Genomic DNA, 17,937 nt, shown 5'->3' on the forward strand with positions numbered 1-17,937 from the left:
GCAATGGTCACGGCCGTGCGTCACCAAGACTCGCTGAGGGCGCCGCTGCGCGGCAAGCCCGCGCCGCGTGGCGCCAGCCGTCTGGTGGCCAAGGAGCCGGTGCGCCTGCGCCTGCCCAAGGCGGATTTTTCCTGGGTGGGGCGTCTGGCCTGGCCGCTGCTGCTGGTGGGCTTGGGCTTCGGCGCCTACGAGGGCGCCTTGCGTCTGCTGCCCTATGCCGACCGGCCCATCGCCAAGGTCAGCGTGCAGGGCGATCTGGCCTATGTCAGCCAGCAGGCGGTGCAGCGGCGCATCGCGCCCTATATCGAGGCGAGCTTCTTCAGCGTCGACCTGCGCGGCATGCGCGAAGAGCTGGAGCAGATGCCCTGGATCGCCCACGCCGAGGTGCGCCGGGTGTGGCCGGACCAGGTCGACGTGCGCCTGGAGGAGCAACTGCCGATCGCCCGCTGGGGCGACGAGGCGCTGCTCAACAACCAGGGCCAGGCGTTCGCCCCGCAGGAGCTGAACCACTATCAGCACCTGCCGCAGCTGTCCGGCCCCAAGCGCGCGCAGCCCAGGGTGATGCAGCAGTACCAGATGCTCAGCCAGCTGCTACGGCCGCTGGGTTTTACCGTGGTCGGCCTGCAATTGCGCGAGCGCGGCAGCTGGTTCCTCTCGGCCACCGAGAACGCCAGCGGCCAACGCATCGAGCTGCTGCTGGGGCGCGATCACGTGGTGGAAAAAATGCGTCGGTTCGCCGCCATCTATGAGCGGGAACTGAAAGAACAGAGCGCGAACATCGCGCGCATCGACTTGCGCTACGCCAACGGCCTGGCCGTGGCCTGGCGCGAGCCGGTGGAGCCGGCCGCGGCCGAGCAGAAAGTGAATTGAGGAGAGGCAGCACAATGAATAGCGCGCAGAGCGGCAAGATGATCGTCGGCCTGGACATCGGCACCTCCAAGGTGGTGGCGCTGGTGGGCGAGGTGACGGCCGACGGCCAGCTGGAAATCGTCGGCATCGGCACGCACCCGTCGCGCGGCCTGAAGAAGGGCGTGGTGGTCAATATCGAGTCCACCGTGGCCTCGATCCAACGCGCGGTGGAGGAGGCGCAGCTGATGGCCGGCTGCCGCATCCACTCGGCCTTCGTCGGCGTGGCCGGCAACCATATCCGCAGCCTGAACAGCCACGGCATCGTCGCCATTCGTGATCGCGAAGTGAGCCCGGCCGATATCGAACGGGTGCTCGACGCCGCCCAGGCGGTGGCCATCCCGGCGGATCAGCGGGTGCTGCACACCCTGGCGCAGGACTACGTGATCGACAACCAGGAAGGCGTGCGCGAGCCGTTGGGCATGTCCGGCGTGCGCCTGGAGGCCAAGGTGCACGTGGTCACCTGCGCGGTCAACGCCTCGCAGAACATCGAGAAATGCGTACGCCGCTGCGGCCTGGAAGTCGACGACATCATCCTCGAGCAGCTGGCCTCGGCTTATTCGGTGCTGACCGAGGACGAGAAGGAACTGGGTGTCTGCCTGGTCGACATCGGCGGCGGCACCACCGATATCGCCATCTTCACCGAGGGGGCGATTCGCCATACCGCGGTGATCCCGATTGCTGGCGACCAGGTCACCAACGACATCGCCATGGCCCTGCGCACCCCGACCCAGTACGCCGAGGAAATCAAGATCCGCTACGCCTGCGCCCTGGCCAAGCTGGCCGGTGCCGGCGAAACCATCAAGGTGCCCAGCGTCGGCGACCGGCCGCCGCGCGATCTGTCGCGCCAGTCCCTGGCCGAGGTGGTCGAGCCGCGCTACGACGAGCTGTTCACCCTGATCCAGGCCGAGCTGCGCCGCAGCGGCTACGAAGACCTGATTCCCGCCGGCATCGTCATGACCGGCGGCACGGCGAAGATGGAAGGTGCGGTCGAGCTGGCCGAGGAGATCTTCCACATGCCCGTGCGTCTCGGCGTGCCGCACAGCGTCAAGGGCATGGCCGACGTGGTGCGCAACCCGATTTATTCCACCGGCGTGGGGCTGCTGATGTACGGGCTGCAGAAGCAGAACGACGGCGTTTCCATGTCGGTGGGCAGTCCTTACCAGGACGAAAACAAGACCCCGGTACTCGAGCGCCTCAAGCGCTGGGTGCAAGGCAATTTCTGAATTTGCAGTAGGCGTTACAACTAGAAAGGAAGGAGAGGGATCATGTTCGAACTAGTAGATAACATTCCGCAAAGCGCGGTCATCAAGGTCATCGGTGTCGGTGGTGGCGGCGGCAACGCGGTCAACCACATGGCGGTCAGCAACATCGAAGGCGTCGAGTTCATCTGCGCCAACACCGATGCGCAGGCGCTGAAGAACATCGGTGCGCGTACCGTGCTGCAGCTCGGCCCAGGCGTGACCAAGGGTCTGGGCGCCGGCGCCAATCCGGAAGTCGGTCGTCAGGCCGCGCTGGAAGATCGCGAGCGCATCGCCGAAGTCCTGCAGGGCACCGACATGGTGTTCATCACCACCGGCATGGGCGGTGGTACCGGTACCGGCGCCGCGCCGGTGATCGCCGAGGTGGCCAAGGAGCTGGGCATCCTCACCGTCGCCGTGGTCACCCGTCCGTTCCCGTTCGAGGGCAAGAAGCGCATGCTGATCGCCGACGAAGGCATCCGTGCGCTGGCCGAGAGCGTCGACTCGCTGATCACCATCCCCAACGAGAAGCTGCTGACCATCCTCGGCAAGGACGCGAGCCTCTTGTCCGCCTTCGCCAAGGCCGACGACGTGCTGGCCGGCGCGGTGCGCGGTATCTCCGACATCATCAAGCGTCCGGGCATGATCAACGTCGACTTCGCCGACGTGAAGACGGTGATGAGCGAAATGGGCATGGCCATGATGGGTACCGGCTGCGCCAGCGGCCCGAACCGCGCCCGCGAGGCCACCGAGGCGGCGATCCGCAACCCGCTGCTGGAAGACGTCAACCTGCAGGGCGCGCGCGGCATCCTGGTCAACATCACCGCCGGCCCGGACCTGTCGCTGGGCGAGTACTCCGACGTGGGTAACATCATCGAGCAGTTCGCCTCCGACCAGGCCACCGTCAAGGTCGGCACCGTGATCGACGCCGACATGCGCGACGAGCTGCACGTCACCGTGGTCGCCACCGGCCTCGGCGCGCGCATGGAGAAGCCGGTCAAGGTGATCGACAACACCGTGCAGGTCGCCGCCAGCCAGCCGGTTGCCCAGCAGTCCGCCGCGCAGCCGCGCAGCGAGCAGTCGGTCAACTACAAGGACTACGAGCGTCCCACCGTACAGCGCCAGAGCCACGGCGGCGCGGCGACCGCGGCCAAGCTCAGTACCCAGGACGATCTCGATTACCTGGATATTCCGGCGTTCCTGCGTCGTCAGGCCGATTGATGGAATGTATCAGGAGTATAAGGGTGATTGGTGTTCAGCAAAGGCCGGTTCTGCTATCATCCCCGGCCATTGTTGAAAACAGTTCGCAACTAGCGATATAGCGGCCAAAGCCATGATCAGACAACGCACCCTGAAGAACATCATCCGTGCCACCGGCGTCGGCCTGCACTCGGGGGAAAAGGTTTACCTGACCCTGAAGCCGGCTCCGGTGGACAGCGGCATCGTGTTCCGTCGTACCGACCTCGACCCCGTGGTGGAAATCCGCGCGCTGGCCGGGAATGTCGGTGAAACCACCATGTCGACCACGCTGGTCAATGGTGATGTCAAGGTGGATACGGTAGAGCACCTGCTTTCGGCCATGGCAGGCCTGGGCATCGATAACGCCTACGTCGAGCTCTCCGCGTCCGAAGTGCCGATCATGGATGGCAGCGCCGGTCCCTTTGTATTCCTGATTCAATCCGCCGGCCTGCAGGAGCAGGACGCGCCGAAGAAGTTCATCCGCATCCTGCGCGAAGTCACGGTGGAGGAGGGCGACAAGCGCGCCACCTTCGTGCCCTTCGACGGTTTCAAGGTGAGCTTCGAGATCGATTTCGATCACCCCGTGTTCCGCAATCGCACGCAGAGCGCCAGTGTGGATTTCTCCAGCACCTCCTTCGTCAAGGAAGTCAGCCGGGCCCGTACCTTCGGTTTCATGCGTGACATCGAGTTCCTCCGTTCGCAGAACCTGGCACTCGGCGGCAGCGTGGAGAACGCCATCGTGGTCGACGAGTACCGCGTGCTCAACGAAGACGGCCTGCGTTACGAGGACGAGTTCGTCAAGCACAAGATTCTCGACGCCATCGGCGACCTGTACCTGCTGGGCAACAGCCTGATCGGCGAGTTCAGGGGCTTCAAATCGGGGCACGCGCTGAACAATCGCCTGCTGCGCACCCTGATCGAGCAGACCGATGCCTGGGAAATGGTGACCTTCGAGGACGCCAAGCTCGCGCCGATCTCCTACATGCGCCCGGTTGCGGCGGTGTAGTTCGACCTCTCTTTCGCGCTTCAAAATTAGTGGCCACCCTAGGGTGGCCTCTTTTTTGCCTGGATCTTTCGACGAGCGGTCCTGGGCGCTTATTCGGCGTCCTTGGTATGGCTGGCCAGGCGCTCGAGAGCCGCGCGCAGCCTGGGATCGCGGATACCTTCGGCGCCGGCCTGGATGCTCTGCGCGGCGCTGGCGGAGAGGTGAATTGTGCGACCGGGCGCACGACTCGCGCCGCTTTGCGGTTGCACCTTGAACAGGATTTTCGTTAAGGTCGCGAACTCTTCCAACGCTTGCAGCTGCCTGTGCAGCCTGCGCTGCTGATAGCGCAAGCGTGTTGCCCAGTGGCCATCGGTCACGATCAACAACAAACAGCCGTCGCGCCAGGAGGCCACATGACAGTGCTCCCGGGCGGCTGGTTGCAGCTGGTTTTCGACAAGACGCTGCAGATGGGCCAGGCGTTGCGCCTGACCGAACAGCGCTTTCAGGGGCTTGGCTTCGCGTAACAGCGCAGCGGGTGCCTGGGCCGGCAAGGGACGGAACGTCATGGCAGGAGGCCTTAGTATTGCAGAGCCGTCATGGTAGCAGAGCCTGCTACCAGCCTGGGTTCTGCCAGAAGGGGATGCCATGCATATTATCCTGCTCAATGGCCGGCACGGTTCGGCGCGAACGATCAATCTCGACCTGCGCTGGCTGCTGCTGGCTTTGTTCCTCCTGCTCAGCCTGAGCCTCGGCGCCGGCGCCGCCCTCGGCGCCAAATGGCTGATCGCCGAGCCCATTGCCGACAGCCAGCTGGCCGAAGCCCTCGACCAGCAGCGCGAGCAGGTCGGCGCGGTACGCCTGGACGCCCAGCGCCAGCTGGATGCCTTCGCCGCTCATGTCGCCGAACTGCAGGCGCGCCTGACCCGTCTCGATGCCCTCGGCGAGCGCCTGACCGAACTGGCCGAACTGGACGCCAGTGAATTCGATTTCTCCCTCGACGTCGGCCAGGGCGGTGCCGAGGATGCCCTCGGCGCCTCGGCCTATGCGCCGCCGCCGTTCATGACCGCGCTGGACGAGCTGGCCCTGCGCGTCGACAGCCGCGAGCAGCAGCTGGAAGTGCTCGAGCAACTGCTCGGCGAGCGCCGCCTCAGCGAGGCCGAGTTCCTCTCCGGGCGGCCGGTGCTGCAGGGCTACATGTCTTCGCCGTTCGGCCGCCGGGTGCACCCGCTGACCGGGCGTTCGAGCATGCACAAGGGCGTCGACTTCGCCGCCAAGCCCGGCAGCGACGTGGTGGCGGTGGCCGCCGGGGTGGTGACCTTCTCCGGCAGGAAGAGCGGCTACGGCAATGTGGTGGAAATCAGCCACGCCGACGGTTATGTCACCCTCTATGCGCACAACCAGAGCAACACGGTGCAGATAGGCGACCTGGTGCAGCGTGGTCAGACCATCGCCAAGGTCGGCCGCAGCGGCCGCTCCACCGGTTATCACGTGCATTTCGAAGTCAGCAAGGATGGCCGCCAGGTCAATCCCGCGCTCTATATCGCCCGCGCCAGCGGCGTCGAGTGAGTTGCCTCTGAAAGGGTCGGCAACCGCCGTCGCTTGAATTCCTCGCATTCGCCCCAACCTATTGGCCCATGCCGCGCCGCCGCGATTGTCCGGGGCGTGCGCGGCCTGCGCCATCACGCGGTAGCAATGGGCAGACAACGTCACTTTCCTCCCCGGCTTTTCCGGGTAGAATGCCCCCTTCGCCCGCAGCCACACTGGCTGCCAGGTCGCGATTTGCGCCGACCTCCATCCATTCGCCGGAAGATCCTGTCGATATGTTTGCGCCTCTGTTGAAAAAACTTTTCGGAAGCAAGAATGAGCGTGAAGTCAAACGCATGCTCAAGGCGGTGCAATCCGTCAACGCCCTCGAAGAGCAGATGATCGCCCTCTCGGACGAGCAACTGCGCGGCAAGACCGAAGAGTTCAAGGCCCGTCTGGGCCAGGGCGAAACCCTCGATCAGTTGCTTCCCGAAGCCTTCGCCGTAGCCCGCGAGGCCGGCAAGCGGGTGATGGGCATGCGCCACTTCGACGTGCAGCTGATCGGCGGCATGACCCTGCACGAAGGCAAGATCGCCGAGATGCGTACCGGCGAGGGCAAAACCCTGGTGGGCACCCTGGCGGTGTACCTCAACGCGCTGTCCGGCAAGGGCACCCACGTGGTCACGGTCAACGAATACCTGGCCCGCCGCGACGCCAACTGGATGCGGCCGCTGTACGAGTTCCTCGGCCTGTCGGTGGGCATCGTCACCCCCTTCCAGCCGCCGGAAGAGAAGCGCGCCGCCTATGCCGCCGACATCACTTATGGCACCAACAACGAATTCGGGTTCGACTACCTGCGCGACAACATGGCCTTCAGCCTGGAGGACAAATTCCAGCGCGAGCTGAACTTCGCCGTGATCGACGAAGTCGACTCCATCCTCATCGACGAGGCGCGTACCCCGCTGATCATCTCCGGTCAGGCCGAGGACAGCTCCAAGCTGTACATCGAGATCAACAAGCTGATCCCGCGCCTCAAGCAGCACATCGAGGAAGAGGAAGGCGTGGTCACTCAGGAAGGCCACTACAAGGTCGACGAGAAGTCGCGCCAGGTCGAACTCAACGAGCAGGGCCACCAGTACGTCGAGGAAATGCTCACCGACGCCGGCCTGCTGGCCGAGGGCGAGAGCCTCTATTCGGCGCACAACCTGGGCCTGTTGACCCACGTCTACGCCGGCCTGCGCGCGCACACCCTGTTCCACCGCAACATCGAATACATAGTGCAGAACGGCCAGGTGATCCTGATCGACGAGCACACCGGCCGCACCATGCCCGGCCGTCGCCTGTCCGAAGGCCTGCACCAGGCCATCGAGGCCAAGGAAGGGGTGAACATCCAGGCCGAGAGCCAGACCCTCGCCTCGACCACCTTCCAGAACTACTTCCGCCTGTACAACAAGCTGTCCGGCATGACCGGTACCGCCGACACCGAGGCCTTCGAGTTCCGTCAGATCTACGGCCTCGACGTGGTGGTGATCCCCACCAACAAGGCCGTCGCCCGTAAGGACTTCAACGACCTGGTCTACCTGACCCAGGAGGAGAAGTACCAGGCGATCATCGCCGACATCAAGGAATGCCAGGCCCTGGGCCGGCCGACCCTGGTCGGTACCGCGTCGATCGAGGCGTCCGAGTACGTCAGCCAGCTGCTGAACAAGGAAAAGATCGAGCACAAGGTGCTCAACGCCAAGTACCACGACAAGGAAGCCGAGATCATCGCCCAGGCCGGGCGTCCCGGCGCGGTGACCATCGCCACCAACATGGCCGGTCGCGGTACCGACATCCTCCTCGGCGGTAACTGGGAGGTGGAAGTCGCCGCCCTGGAGAACCCCACCGACGAGCAGATCGCGCAGATCAAGGCCGAGTGGCAGAAGCGCCACCAGCAGGTGATCGAGGCCGGCGGCCTGCACGTGATCGCCTCCGAGCGTCACGAATCGCGACGTATCGACAACCAGCTGCGCGGCCGTGCCGGTCGCCAGGGTGACCCGGGTTCCAGCCGCTTCTACCTGTCGCTGGAAGACAACCTGATGCGCATCTTCGCCTCGGACCGGGTGAAGAACTTCATGAAGGCGCTCGGCATGCAGTCCGGCGAGGCCATCGAACACCGCATGGTCACCAACGCCATCGAGAAGGCCCAGCGCAAGGTGGAAGGGCGCAACTTCGACATGCGCAAGCAGCTGCTCGAATTCGACGACGTGGCCAACGAGCAGCGCAAGGTGATCTACCACATGCGCAACAGCCTGCTGGCTGCGGAAAGCGTCGGCGACACCATCGCCGAGTTCCGCGAGGAAGTGCTGAGCGCCGCGATCAACGGCCACATCCCGCCGCAGTCGATGCCCGAGCAGTGGGACGTCGCCGGCCTGGAGGCCACCCTGCAGAGCGACTTCGGCCTCAAGCTGCCGATTCAGCAGTGGCTCGACGAGGACGACAAGCTGTACGAGGAGACCCTGCGCGAGCGCATCCTCGCCGAGCTGCTGGCCGCCTACAACGAGAAGGAAACCCAGGCCAGCGCCGAGGCCCTGCGGACCTTCGAGAAGCAGATCCTGCTGCGCGTGCTGGACGACCTGTGGAAGGACCACCTGTCGACCATGGATCACCTGCGTCACGGCATCCACCTGCGCGGCTACGCGCAGAAGAACCCCAAGCAGGAATACAAACGCGAGTCCTTCGCCCTGTTCCAGGACCTGCTGGAGTCGATCAAGCGCGACACCATCCGCGTGCTGTGCCATGTGCAGGTGCGCCGCGAAGACCCGGCCGAGGAAGAGGCGCGCCTGCGTCGCGAGGCCGAGGCCCTGGCCGAGCGCATGCAGTTCCAGCACGCTGAAGCCTCCGCCCTGGCCCAGCCGCAAGCGCTCGGCGAGGAGGGCGACGTCGCCGTGGCCGCCGCGCCGGTGCGCGCAGAGCCCAAGGTCGGCCGCAACGAGCCCTGCCCCTGTGGCTCGGGCAAGAAGTACAAGCACTGCCACGGTCAGATCGGCTGACCGCCGGCCCGCAAGGGCCGCTTGCAGTAGAGGGCGCTTCAGCTATGCTGTCGCCGCCCTGACAACGCCGCGAACGGCCCAGCCGCTCGCGGCGTTTTACCATCTACCCGGCCGCCTGCGCGGTCACCGAACACCTTAAAGGAGCGCACTCTATGGCTGTTGGTCTTGGCCCGCTGTCCACCCTGCACCCGGTTCCTGGCTTTGAGCTGGGCATCGCCTCGGCCGGCATCAAGCGCCCGGGGCGCAAGGATGTGGTGGTGATGCGCTGCGCCGAAGGTTCGCGCATCGCCGGGGTGACCACCACCAACGCCTTCTGCGCGGCACCGGTGCTGATCACCCGCGAGCGCCTGGGTGGCGAGGTGCGCTACCTGCTGACCAACACCGGCAATGCCAACGCCGGCACCGGCGCCGATGGCCTGGCGCGTGCCCGCCGTGCCTGCGCCCGGCTGGCCGAGCTGACCGGCGTGGCTGAAAGCGCCGTGCTGCCGTTCTCCACCGGGGTGATCGGCGAGCCGCTGCCGGTGGAGAAGATCGAGTCCGCCTTGCAGGCGGCGCTGGACGATCTCAAGGAAGACAACTGGGCCAATGCCGCCACCGGCATCATGACCACCGATACCCTGCCCAAGGGCGCCAGCCGTCAGTTCCAGCATGATGGCGTCACCGTCACCGTGACCGGCATTTCCAAGGGCGCCGGGATGATCCGGCCGAACATGGCGACCATGCTCGGCTATATCGCCACCGATGCCAAAGTGGCCCGCGGCGTGCTGCAGGACCTGGTGCGCGACGCGGCGAACAAGTCGTTCAACCGCATCACCATCGACGGCGACACCTCGACCAACGACTGCTGCATGCTGATCGCCACCGGCCAGGCCGCCCTGCCGGAGATCGTCGAGGCCTCCGGCGAGCTGTTCGCCAAGCTCAAGCAGGCGGTGTTCGAGGTGTTCATGGAAGTGGCCCAGGCCATCGTCCGCGACGGCGAGGGTGCGACCAAGTTCGTCACCGTGCAGGTCAACGGCGGCGGCACCCACCAGGAATGCCTCGATGTGGCCTACGCCGTGGCCCACTCGCCGCTGATCAAGACCGCGCTGTTCGCCTCCGACCCGAACTGGGGCCGTATTCTCGCCGCCGTCGGTTACGCCGGCGTGGCGCAACTGGACGTGAGCAAGATCGACGTGTTCCTCGGCGAGGTGTGCATCGCCAGCAAGGGCTGCCGCGCCGCCAGCTACACCGAAGAGCAGGGCGCGGCGGTGATGGCCCGCGAGGAAATCAGCATTCGCATCGAGCTGGGCCGTGGCAGCTGCAGCGAGACCATCTGGACCACCGACCTGTCCCACGAATACGTCAAGATCAACGCCGAATACCGCACCTGAGTACCCTCGGCTGTGCACTATTCCCGCGCCTCATGCCCCCATGACGCGCGGGAATTTGCCTTTCGGGGAGCGAACTTTTACCGTCTCTCGATCCCTTCCTTAAGCAATCCAAGGAGCATCGGCATGGCCCTGCAACTGGTGATCGGCGACAAGAACTATTCCTCCTGGTCGCTGCGCGCGGCCCTGGCCCTGGAACTGGCCGGCGAGCCCTACGACGAGGTGCAGGTGCGGCTCTACCAGCCGGACAGCCGCGCGCGCCTGCTCGCGCATTCGCCGACCGGCAAGGTGCCGGTGCTGCTGACCGAGGAAGGCCCGGTGTGGGACTCGCTGGCCATCGCCGAGTACCTGGCCGAGCGCTTTCCCGAGGCCCATCTGTGGCCGCGCGGCGAGTACGCCCGCGCGCTGGCGCGCAGCATCTGCGCGGAAATGCACAGCGGCTTCGCCGCGCTGCGCAGCCACCTGCCGATGGACCTGGCGCGCGACCAGGCGTTGACCGAGTTGCCCGACGCGGCCCAGGCCGACATCGACCGCATCTGCGCGATCTGGGCCGATTGCCGCGAGCGCTTCGGTCAGGACGGTCATTACCTGTTCGGCCACGCCAGCATCGCCGATGCCTTCTACGCGCCGGTGGCGGCGCGCCTGCGCAGCTACCGGGTGGTGCTGCCGACGACCGCGGCGGCCTATGTCGAGACCCTCTACCAGTGGCCGGCGTTCCAGCGCTGGTACCGGGCCGCCCTGCAGGAGGTGCAGGGGTGAAGCGCATCCATGTCGCGGCGGCGGTGATTCGCGGCGCGGACGGCCGCATCCTGATCGCCAAGCGCCCGCCGGACAAGCACCAGGGCGGCCTGTGGGAGTTTCCCGGCGGCAAGGTGGAAGACGGCGAGGCGGTCGAGCGTGCCCTGGCCCGCGAGCTGGAGGAGGAGTTGGGCATCCGCCCGACGGTGGTGCGGCCGCTGATCCAGGTGCGCCACGACTACCCGGACAAGCAGGTGCTGCTGGATGTCTGGGAGGTCTCGGCATTCGCCGGCGAGCCCCATGGCGCCGAGGGCCAGCCGCTGGCCTGGGTCGCCCCGGGACGGCTCGGCGATTACCAGTTCCCCGCCGCCAACGCGCCGATAGTCGCCGCGGCGCGCCTGCCCGAGCAGTACCTGATCACCCCCGACGGGCTGACGCCCGAGCAATTGCTCGCCGGCGTGCAGCGCGCCATCGCCGGCGGCACGCGGCTGCTGCAGCTGCGCGCGCCGAATCTGTTCGACGCCCAGTATCGTGATCTGGCGCTGGATATCCAGGGCCTGTGCGCCGGCAAGGCGCAGCTGATGCTCAAGGGCCCGGCGGAGTGGCTGGCGGACTTTCCCGCCGCCGGCTGGCACCTGACCGCGGCGCAGCTGCGCCAGCTCGCCGGCCGCGGCCGGCCGCTGGAGCCCGGGCGCTGGCTGGCCGCCTCCTGTCACGATGCCGAGGAGCTGGCGTTGGCCGGCGAGCTGGCAGTGGACTTCGTCACCCTGTCGCCGCTGCAGGCCACCCAGTCCCACCCGCAGGCCCGGCCGCTGGGGTGGGACGCCGCCGCCGAGTTGCTGCAGCACTGCAACCGGCCGGCCTACCTGCTCGGCGGCGTCGGCCCCGGCGAAATCGAGCGCGCCCGGCAGATCGGCGCCCAGGGCGTCGCCGGAATCCGCGCGTTCTGGCCCTAGGGTGTCGCAGGGCCGCCCAGGTCGTGCGCGCCTGGGGACAGGGTGCACATGGCGCAGCCCTGCCGGCGCGGAGTGGCCGTTACACCCTGAACTGGTTGACCAGCCGGCGCTGCTGCTCGGCCAGCTTGGTCAGTCCGGCGCTGGCCTGGCTGGCCTCGTCGGCGCCACCGGCCACCTCGTTGGCCACCTGGCTGATATTGGTGACGTTGCGGTTGATGTCCTCGGCCACTGCGCTCTGCTGCTCGGCTGCGCTGGCGATCTGGGTGTTCATGTCGTTGATCACCGAGACCGCCTGGGTGATGGCCTCCAGCGAGTCGGCCGCCTGGTTGGCGTGCGCCACGCTGTCGTCGGTCTTGACCTGGCTCTGCTCCATCACCTTGACCACCTCGCGGGTGCCGTGCTGCAGCTGCTGGATCATGCTCTGGATCTCTTCGGTGGCCTGCTGGGTCTTCTGCGCCAGGTTGCGCACCTCGTCGGCGACCACGGCGAAACCGCGGCCCTGTTCGCCGGCCCGCGCCGCCTCGATGGCGGCGTTGAGCGCCAGCAGGTTGGTCTGCTCGGCGATGCCGCGGATCGCCACCAGGATCGCGTTGATGTTCTCGCTGTCCTTGGCCAGGCTCTGCACCACGCCGACGGCGCGGCCGATTTCGCTGGCCAGCGCGGCGATGGCGCTCGAGGTGCTCTGCACCACCTGCTTGCCCTGGTTGGCGGCGCGGTCGGCGTGGTTGGCGGCCTCGGCGGCGTGGGTGGCGTTGCGCGCCACGTCCTGGGCGGTGGCGGTCATCTGGTGTACGGCGGTGGCCACCAGCTCGATCTCGGCCAGCTGCTTCTGCACCCCCTGGTTGGTGCGGATGGCGATGTCGGCGGTGTGCTCGGACGAGTCGCTGACTTGCTGCACCGAGCTCACCACGTCGCCGATCATCGCCTGCAGCTTGCTCAGGAAGGCGTTGAAACCCTGGGCGATCTGCCCCAGTTCGTCGCTGCGCTCGACCCGCAGGCGCACGGTCAGGTCGCCGTCGCCCTTGGCGATGTCGTCGAGCATGCCGACCATCTGCTTGAGCGGGCGGGCGATACCGTAGCCGACGAACCAGATCACCAGCAGGCCGAGGGCGGCGATCAGCAGGCCGACCAGGCTCATGCCCAGGGTATCGGCTTCGCGCTGCGCGGCCAGTTCGCCCTGCAGCTGGCGCAGGTCGGCCATCACGGTGTCCAGCGGCAGCACCAGCATCAGCACCCAGCGGGTATCGGCCTGGCCGATGGTGAAGCTGAGAAACAGCTCGATATGGCTGTCGGCGGGATCGTCCTCGACGTGGATGTCGTACTTCGGCTGGCCCGGCTGCAGGCCGCTCAGGTTGCTCAGTTCGTTGGCGTCGAGCAGTGCGGTGGCCGGTTCGCCGAGCTTGTCCGGGGCCTTGGTCGAGGCCACCAGGCGGCCGTTGCCGGCGATCAGCGCCATCTCGCCGGCGCCGTCGTAGAGCTGGGCGTCGGCCTGGGTCAGCAGGTCCTGGATGAAATTGACCGCCAGGTCGGCGCCGGCGATGCCGCGGAATTCGCCGTCCACCAGGATCGGCGAGGTGAAGGAGGCGAGCATGGTCATCTTGCCGCCGACGTCGTAGGGCGCCGGGTCGATCACGCAGGGGCGCTTGCGTTCCTTGGGACACAGGTAGTACTCGCCCTCGCGCACCCCGGTGGGCAGCAGTTTCTCGCTTTCCATCGAGCCTATGGCGTCGAGACCCAGGCTGCCGTCGGCGTTGCGATACCACCAGGGCAGGAAGCGGCCGCTGCCGTCGTAGCCGTTCTCGCGGCTGCCGGCGTAGAGGTCGTCGCTGGCGTCGAAGGCGTTCGCCTCCCAGCCGATGTAGCTGCCCAGCAGCTTGGGGTTCTGCGCCGTGGTCTCGCGCACCAGGTTGGCCAGTTCCTCGCGGCTGACGGCCAGCAGCGGGGCGCCGTTGGCATCGCTCATGCCGAGCAGGGCGTTGACCCGGGCCAGGTCGGCGGTGATCTGCAGCGGCACCTCCAGCTCGCGCTGGATTTCGCTGACCTGGGCGCGCGCCAGTGCCGCCAGGCGCTGTTCGATGACCTGTTCGAGCAGCGCCTGGGTCCGTTGCTCCACCAGCGCCTGGGTGCGAGCGCTGGCGAACAGGGCATAGAGCACCAGGGCCACGACCACGGCCAGCACGATGGCGCCGGCGAGGAAGGCGACGGAAAACTGGATCGACTTGAACTTCATATTGGCTCCGGGGCGCGATGTGGCCTGTAAGAGCCTGTTCAAAGGCTGCTGCGCGTCGGCACTGCTGCATTAAAAACAGGCTCGGACAGTGACTTGTCACTGAAACTCCGCAGGACGGCCCGCAGGGCGAGCGCAGCGAGTAATGCTCATGTACAAAAGTACACTCCGCTTTCTCGCCTGTTTGATTCGCTGGCGCTCACCCTTCGGGCCAGCCTTTGGCTGTTACTCCCGTTGGTCGTTGCGCCTTGCATTGCTCTAGCTCGCGAGCCTTTGAACAAGCTCTAAAACGGCTATCGGCAGCGTCGGCGGAAAACCTTAGCGGGCTGTCGTGGATAAGCTCTCGGACGGCGTTTTGGCGGTTTCATCGCTTAGCAAAGATGGCCCGCGGCCATCGTGCAAGTGGCGTGGTTGCTCGCGCCGAGGCGGCGGCCTAGCATAGGTCGGTCGATAAAGGAGATCGTTCGATGAACAAGGTTCTTACCCTGGGTGGCCTGGCGGCGGCGCTGCTGCTGGCCGGCTGTCAGGCCGTCAACACCACTAGCGGCGGTGCGGTGGGCGTGGAGCGCAAGCAGTACATGTTCAGCATGCTGTCGGCCGACCAGGTCAACCAGATGTATGCGCAGTCCTACCAGCAGACCCTGAGCGAGGCGTCGAGCCAGGGCGTGCTGGACAAGAGCAGCGCCAACGCCAAGCGCCTGCAGGCCGTCGCCAACCGACTGATCCCGCAGGCGCCGCGTTTCCGCCCGGATGCGGCCAACTGGCAGTGGGAGGTCAACCTGATCAAGAGCCCGGAGCTCAACGCCAACTGCGGCCCCGGCGGCAAGATCATCTTCTACAGCGGCATCATCGAAAAGCTCAAGCTGAGCGACGACGAGATCGCCGCGATCATGGGCCACGAGATGGCTCACGCCCTGCGCGAGCACAGCCGCGAGGCGATGTCCAAGGCCTATGGCATCGAGATGGCCAAGCAGGGCGCTGGCGCCCTGCTCGGTCTCGGTGAGGGCGGCCTGGCCCTGGCCGACACCGTGGTGCAGTACAGCCTGACCCTGCCCAACAGCCGCGGCAACGAGAACGAGGCCGACCTGATCGGCCTGGAGCTGGCCGCGCGCGCCGGCTACGACCCCAATGCGGCGGTCAGCCTGTGGCAGAAGATGGCGGCCGCCGGCGGCGGGGCGCCGCCGGAGTTCATGAGCACCCACCCGTCCTCCAGCAGCCGTATCGCCTCGCTGCAGGCGGCGATTCCCAAGGTGATGCCGCTGTACGAGCAGGCCAAGGCCGGGCGCTGAGTCCGGCCTCGGGATGGACCGGCGGCGCGTCCTGAGGGCTCAGGGCGCGCCGTTGGCGTTTCAGGGCAGGGCTTTTTCGGCGAAGGGGCGGGTTTCCAGATTGAGCTGGGCGCGGAAGCTTTCCATGTCGAACATGGTGCAGATTTCCTGGATCTCGTTGCCCGGGGTCAGGGTCCAGAAGGCCATGGCCGAGATGCTCAGCACCTTGTCGCTGGGCGGGTAGCCCAGCGCGGGTTTCTCGATGGTGCCGATCAGGGTGCTCCAGGTGACCACCTTGTAGCCTTCGGCGATGCATTCCTCGACCACCACCTGCAGGTCCGGCATGGCGTGGCGGATGTCCTGCACCATCTGGGCGAAGCCGGCGCTGCTCAGCGGGCGGCCGATAAACGAACTCTTGTAGAGAAAGTCGCGGCTGTGCAGTTGCTCGGCCAGCGCCAGACGGCCCTTGTTCCAGGTCAGGTCGATGTGCTGGCACACCACCTTCTTCCGATCATCCAATGACATGCTGTCCTCCTGACTGCTGTGCGATCTGCAGCGCACTGTAGCAGCAGGCAGGAGGGGGCTGGAATTGGCCGATGTGCCAGCTAGATGGCGTCAGCGATGCGTCATGCCAGGCCGCTCAACTGCAGCGCCTGGTAGCCGGCGTACAGCGCCAGGGCGGCGAAGGCGCAGGCGGCCAGGCGACGGATCAGGGTCAGCGGCAGGCGCTCGGCGGCGAAGTTGCCGGCCAGCACCACCGGCACGTTGGCGATCAGCATGCCCAGGGTGGTGCCGAGCACCACCAGCACGAAGTGCGGGTACTGCGCGGCCAGCATCACCGTGGCGACCTGGGTCTTGTCGCCCATCTCGGCGATGAAGAAGGCGATCAGGGTGGTGAGGAAGGGACCGTACTTCTTCAACCCGGATTCCTCGTCCTCGTCCAGCTTGTCGGGGATCAGCGTCCAGGCGGCCACGGCGACGAAACTGGCGGCGAGTATCCAGCTCAGGGTGGCGGGCGAGAACAGGCCGGCGACCCAGTTGCCGACGGCGCCGGCGGCGAAGTGGTTGGCCAGGGTGGCGACCACTATGCCCCAGATGATCGGCCAGGGGCGGCGAAAACGCGCGGCCAGGAGCAAGGCGAGCAGTTGCGTCTTGTCGCCGATTTCGGCGAGGGCGACGATCAGGGTGGGGACGAACAGGGATTCCAGCATGGGGTTTTCCTAAAGGGGCGGGTCGACACGGCTATGACACGTACGACCTTCCCGCCCCGGGTAAGGTGTGCGTGTCATAGGTCTTGTCAAACCGCAGGCCCCTCTGGGAGGCCTTGGGTCGCGCGCGCCATGCTCTGCGGAGCAAGTGTGTTGACGCGTGCCGGGCGAGCTGGGCGCTCGCGGGAGACTACTCCCCTAGGACCGGCGCATTGTGCCCAAGCGTCTCGCCCAGAGCAACCCCGCTCAACGCCGCCGGGCGGCGTAGATGCGAAAGCCGTCGACCTCGGCCAGGGTGCGGCAGGGGCCGAGGTGGCGTTCGATCAGCGGCGGGTACTTGAGGAAGCTGTTGGCCACCAGGCGCAGTTCGCCGCCGATGTTCAGGTGGGCGGCGGCCTGGGTCAGCAGGTTTTCGCTGGCCTGGTAATGGGTGTGCACGCCCTGGTGAAAGGGCGGGTTGCTGACGATGGCGGCCAGCCCTTGTGGCGCCGACTCGATGCCCGTGCCGGCGATCAGCTCGGCATCCAGGCCGTTGCGGGCCAGGGTCAGGCGGCTGCTGGCCAGGGCGAAGGCGTCCACGTCCAGCAGGCTCAGCTGGCTGGCCGGGTAGCGGCGCTTGAGCGCGGCGCCGAGCACGCCCGCGCCGCAGCCGAAGTCCAGCAGATGGCCGTGCGGCAGGTCGTCGAGGTGCTCCAGCAGCAGGGCGCTGCCGCGATCCAGGCGGCCGTGGGCGAACACCCCGGGCAGGCTCACCACCTGCAGCGGGCCGTCGGCCAGCGGCAGGCTGTAGACCTGAGCCAGGGCTTCGAGCTCGGGCTGCGCGGGCGCCTGCTCGACCTGCACGCACCACAGCTGGCAATGGCGCGCGTTGTCCAGCTTGCGCGGCGTGCCATAGGCCGCCAGCTGCTTGGCCGCACGCTCGATGCCGCCGCGCTTCTCGCCGACCAGGTACAGCGGGCGGCCATTCAGGCGCGCGGCCAGGGCCTGCAGCAGGTAATCGGCGAGTTCGCGCGACTTGGGCAGAAACAGCACGGCGGCGCGGTAGTCGCCCTCCGGCATCAGGGTGTCGAACTGGCTGCGCCCGGCAAAGCGTGCCTGCAGCAGTGCCTGGTCACCGGCGTGCCAGCTCCAGCCGCGCGCCTGGGGCAGGGCGCCGAGCAGGTCGTCGGCCGGCAGACCGGCCAGCAGCAGCTCGCCGCCGAACAGCTCGGCCTGACGCAGGAGAACTTCGCTTCGCGGGTCCATC

15 protein-coding genes are annotated in these 17,937 nt (G+C 66.8%); 10 read left to right on the plus strand and 5 right to left on the minus strand.

All coding sequences use genetic code 11. From position 1 onward, the window contains the following. The first annotated feature begins 3 nt into the window (after window positions 1-3). From ACIGFL_RS02985 to lpxC, 4 genes are all read left to right on the plus strand, one after another. Window positions 4-870, plus strand: a complete 867-nt coding sequence (locus tag ACIGFL_RS02985; RefSeq protein ID WP_021442020.1) for a cell division protein FtsQ/DivIB — start codon at window positions 4-6, stop codon at window positions 868-870. A gap of 14 nt (window positions 871-884) precedes the next feature. Then, the gene (gene ftsA / locus ACIGFL_RS02990; protein ID WP_021442019.1) at window positions 885-2,132 is read left to right on the plus strand and encodes a cell division protein FtsA; all 1,248 of its coding nucleotides are present in this window, start codon (window positions 885-887) and stop codon (window positions 2,130-2,132) included. Between the two features lie 42 nt (window positions 2,133-2,174). Continuing rightward, entirely contained in the window at window positions 2,175-3,368 is a 1,194-nt protein-coding gene (gene ftsZ / locus ACIGFL_RS02995) for a cell division protein FtsZ (protein ID WP_397496097.1), read from the plus strand. A gap of 112 nt (window positions 3,369-3,480) precedes the next feature. Next, window positions 3,481-4,392, plus strand: coding sequence for a UDP-3-O-acyl-N-acetylglucosamine deacetylase (lpxC, locus tag ACIGFL_RS03000; protein WP_021442017.1), 912 nt, complete (start codon window positions 3,481-3,483; stop codon window positions 4,390-4,392). 89 nt (window positions 4,393-4,481) lie between these two features. Here the strand turns inward: lpxC and ACIGFL_RS03005 are convergent, their stop codons facing one another. Further along, the gene (locus tag ACIGFL_RS03005) at window positions 4,482-4,937 is read right to left on the minus strand and encodes a DUF721 domain-containing protein (protein ID WP_397496098.1); all 456 of its coding nucleotides are present in this window, start codon (window positions 4,935-4,937) and stop codon (window positions 4,482-4,484) included. A gap of 79 nt (window positions 4,938-5,016) precedes the next feature. Here ACIGFL_RS03005 and ACIGFL_RS03010 point away from each other — a divergent pair, with 79 nt between their 5' ends. From ACIGFL_RS03010 to ACIGFL_RS03030, 5 genes are all read left to right on the plus strand, one after another. Next, window positions 5,017-5,937 carry a M23 family metallopeptidase gene (locus tag ACIGFL_RS03010; RefSeq protein WP_021442014.1) on the plus strand — a complete coding sequence of 307 codons (921 nt, stop codon included), beginning with the start codon at window positions 5,017-5,019 and terminating at the stop codon, window positions 5,935-5,937. A 254-nt stretch (window positions 5,938-6,191) separates the two neighbouring features. Continuing rightward, entirely contained in the window at window positions 6,192-8,927 is a 2,736-nt protein-coding gene (secA, locus tag ACIGFL_RS03015) for a preprotein translocase subunit SecA (protein ID WP_122108226.1), read from the plus strand. Window positions 8,928-9,079: 152 nt separating this feature from the next. After that, window positions 9,080-10,297 (plus strand): bifunctional glutamate N-acetyltransferase/amino-acid acetyltransferase ArgJ, encoded by a 1,218-nt coding sequence (argJ, locus tag ACIGFL_RS03020; RefSeq protein WP_397496099.1) that lies wholly within the window; start codon window positions 9,080-9,082, stop codon window positions 10,295-10,297. Window positions 10,298-10,420: 123 nt separating this feature from the next. After that, entirely contained in the window at window positions 10,421-11,053 is a 633-nt protein-coding gene (locus ACIGFL_RS03025; protein ID WP_021445038.1) for a glutathione S-transferase family protein, read from the plus strand. After that, window positions 11,050-11,988 (plus strand): Nudix family hydrolase, encoded by a 939-nt coding sequence (locus ACIGFL_RS03030; protein WP_397496100.1) that lies wholly within the window; start codon window positions 11,050-11,052, stop codon window positions 11,986-11,988. Before ACIGFL_RS03025 ends, ACIGFL_RS03030 begins: the two co-directional genes overlap by 4 nt. Window positions 11,989-12,067: 79 nt before the next feature. On the opposite strand, the gene ACIGFL_RS03035 is transcribed toward ACIGFL_RS03030, so the two are convergent. Next, the gene (locus ACIGFL_RS03035) at window positions 12,068-14,218 is read right to left on the minus strand and encodes a methyl-accepting chemotaxis protein (protein ID WP_397496101.1); all 2,151 of its coding nucleotides are present in this window, start codon (window positions 14,216-14,218) and stop codon (window positions 12,068-12,070) included. 464 nt (window positions 14,219-14,682) lie between these two features. Here ACIGFL_RS03035 and ACIGFL_RS03040 point away from each other — a divergent pair, with 464 nt between their 5' ends. Continuing rightward, on the plus strand, window positions 14,683-15,504 hold the full coding sequence (locus ACIGFL_RS03040) for a M48 family metallopeptidase (RefSeq protein ID WP_122108231.1): 822 nt from the start codon (window positions 14,683-14,685) through the stop codon (window positions 15,502-15,504). A 60-nt stretch (window positions 15,505-15,564) separates the two neighbouring features. Here ACIGFL_RS03040 and ACIGFL_RS03045 read toward each other — a convergent pair whose 3' ends face one another. The 3 genes from ACIGFL_RS03045 to ACIGFL_RS03055 all read right to left on the minus strand — a co-directional run bounded on the left by ACIGFL_RS03045 (window position 15,565) and on the right by ACIGFL_RS03055 (window position 17,936). Then, a complete protein-coding gene (locus ACIGFL_RS03045) occupies window positions 15,565-16,008 on the minus strand; it encodes a ketosteroid isomerase-related protein (protein ID WP_021443668.1) in 444 nt (147 codons plus the stop codon). Between the two features lie 101 nt (window positions 16,009-16,109). Next, window positions 16,110-16,691 carry a TMEM165/GDT1 family protein gene (locus tag ACIGFL_RS03050; RefSeq protein WP_031303026.1) on the minus strand — a complete coding sequence of 194 codons (582 nt, stop codon included), beginning with the start codon at window positions 16,689-16,691 and terminating at the stop codon, window positions 16,110-16,112. A gap of 246 nt (window positions 16,692-16,937) precedes the next feature. After that, window positions 16,938-17,936, minus strand: coding sequence for a methyltransferase (locus ACIGFL_RS03055; protein ID WP_397496102.1), 999 nt, complete (start codon window positions 17,934-17,936; stop codon window positions 16,938-16,940). Between the last annotated feature and the right edge of the window lies 1 nt (window position 17,937).

Source organism: Pseudomonas sp. NPDC077649 (assembly GCF_044542855.1).
Lineage (GTDB): Bacteria > Pseudomonadota > Gammaproteobacteria > Pseudomonadales > Pseudomonadaceae > Aquipseudomonas.

What these genes read in the sequence shown, in the direction of transcription:
- ftsZ (WP_397496097.1), top strand. Translation starts at nt 2,175, where the DNA reads ATGTTCGAACTAGTAGATAACATTCCGCAAAGCGCGGTCATCAAGGTC.
- secA (WP_122108226.1), top strand. Translation starts at nt 6,192, where the DNA reads ATGTTTGCGCCTCTGTTGAAAAAACTTTTCGGAAGCAAGAATGAGCGT.
- ACIGFL_RS03040 (WP_122108231.1), top strand. Translation starts at nt 14,683, where the DNA reads ATGAACAAGGTTCTTACCCTGGGTGGCCTGGCGGCGGCGCTGCTGCTG.
- argJ (WP_397496099.1), top strand. Translation starts at nt 9,080, where the DNA reads ATGGCTGTTGGTCTTGGCCCGCTGTCCACCCTGCACCCGGTTCCTGGC.
- ACIGFL_RS02985 (WP_021442020.1), top strand. Translation starts at nt 4, where the DNA reads ATGGTCACGGCCGTGCGTCACCAAGACTCGCTGAGGGCGCCGCTGCGC.
- ACIGFL_RS03035 (WP_397496101.1), bottom strand. Translation starts at nt 14,218, where the DNA reads ATGAAGTTCAAGTCGATCCAGTTTTCCGTCGCCTTCCTCGCCGGCGCC.
- ACIGFL_RS03045 (WP_021443668.1), bottom strand. Translation starts at nt 16,008, where the DNA reads ATGTCATTGGATGATCGGAAGAAGGTGGTGTGCCAGCACATCGACCTG.
- ACIGFL_RS03055 (WP_397496102.1), bottom strand. Translation starts at nt 17,936, where the DNA reads ATGGACCCGCGAAGCGAAGTTCTCCTGCGTCAGGCCGAGCTGTTCGGC.
- ACIGFL_RS03005 (WP_397496098.1), bottom strand. Translation starts at nt 4,937, where the DNA reads ATGACGTTCCGTCCCTTGCCGGCCCAGGCACCCGCTGCGCTGTTACGC.
- ftsA (WP_021442019.1), top strand. Translation starts at nt 885, where the DNA reads ATGAATAGCGCGCAGAGCGGCAAGATGATCGTCGGCCTGGACATCGGC.
- ACIGFL_RS03025 (WP_021445038.1), top strand. Translation starts at nt 10,421, where the DNA reads ATGGCCCTGCAACTGGTGATCGGCGACAAGAACTATTCCTCCTGGTCG.
- ACIGFL_RS03010 (WP_021442014.1), top strand. Translation starts at nt 5,017, where the DNA reads ATGCATATTATCCTGCTCAATGGCCGGCACGGTTCGGCGCGAACGATC.
- lpxC (WP_021442017.1), top strand. Translation starts at nt 3,481, where the DNA reads ATGATCAGACAACGCACCCTGAAGAACATCATCCGTGCCACCGGCGTC.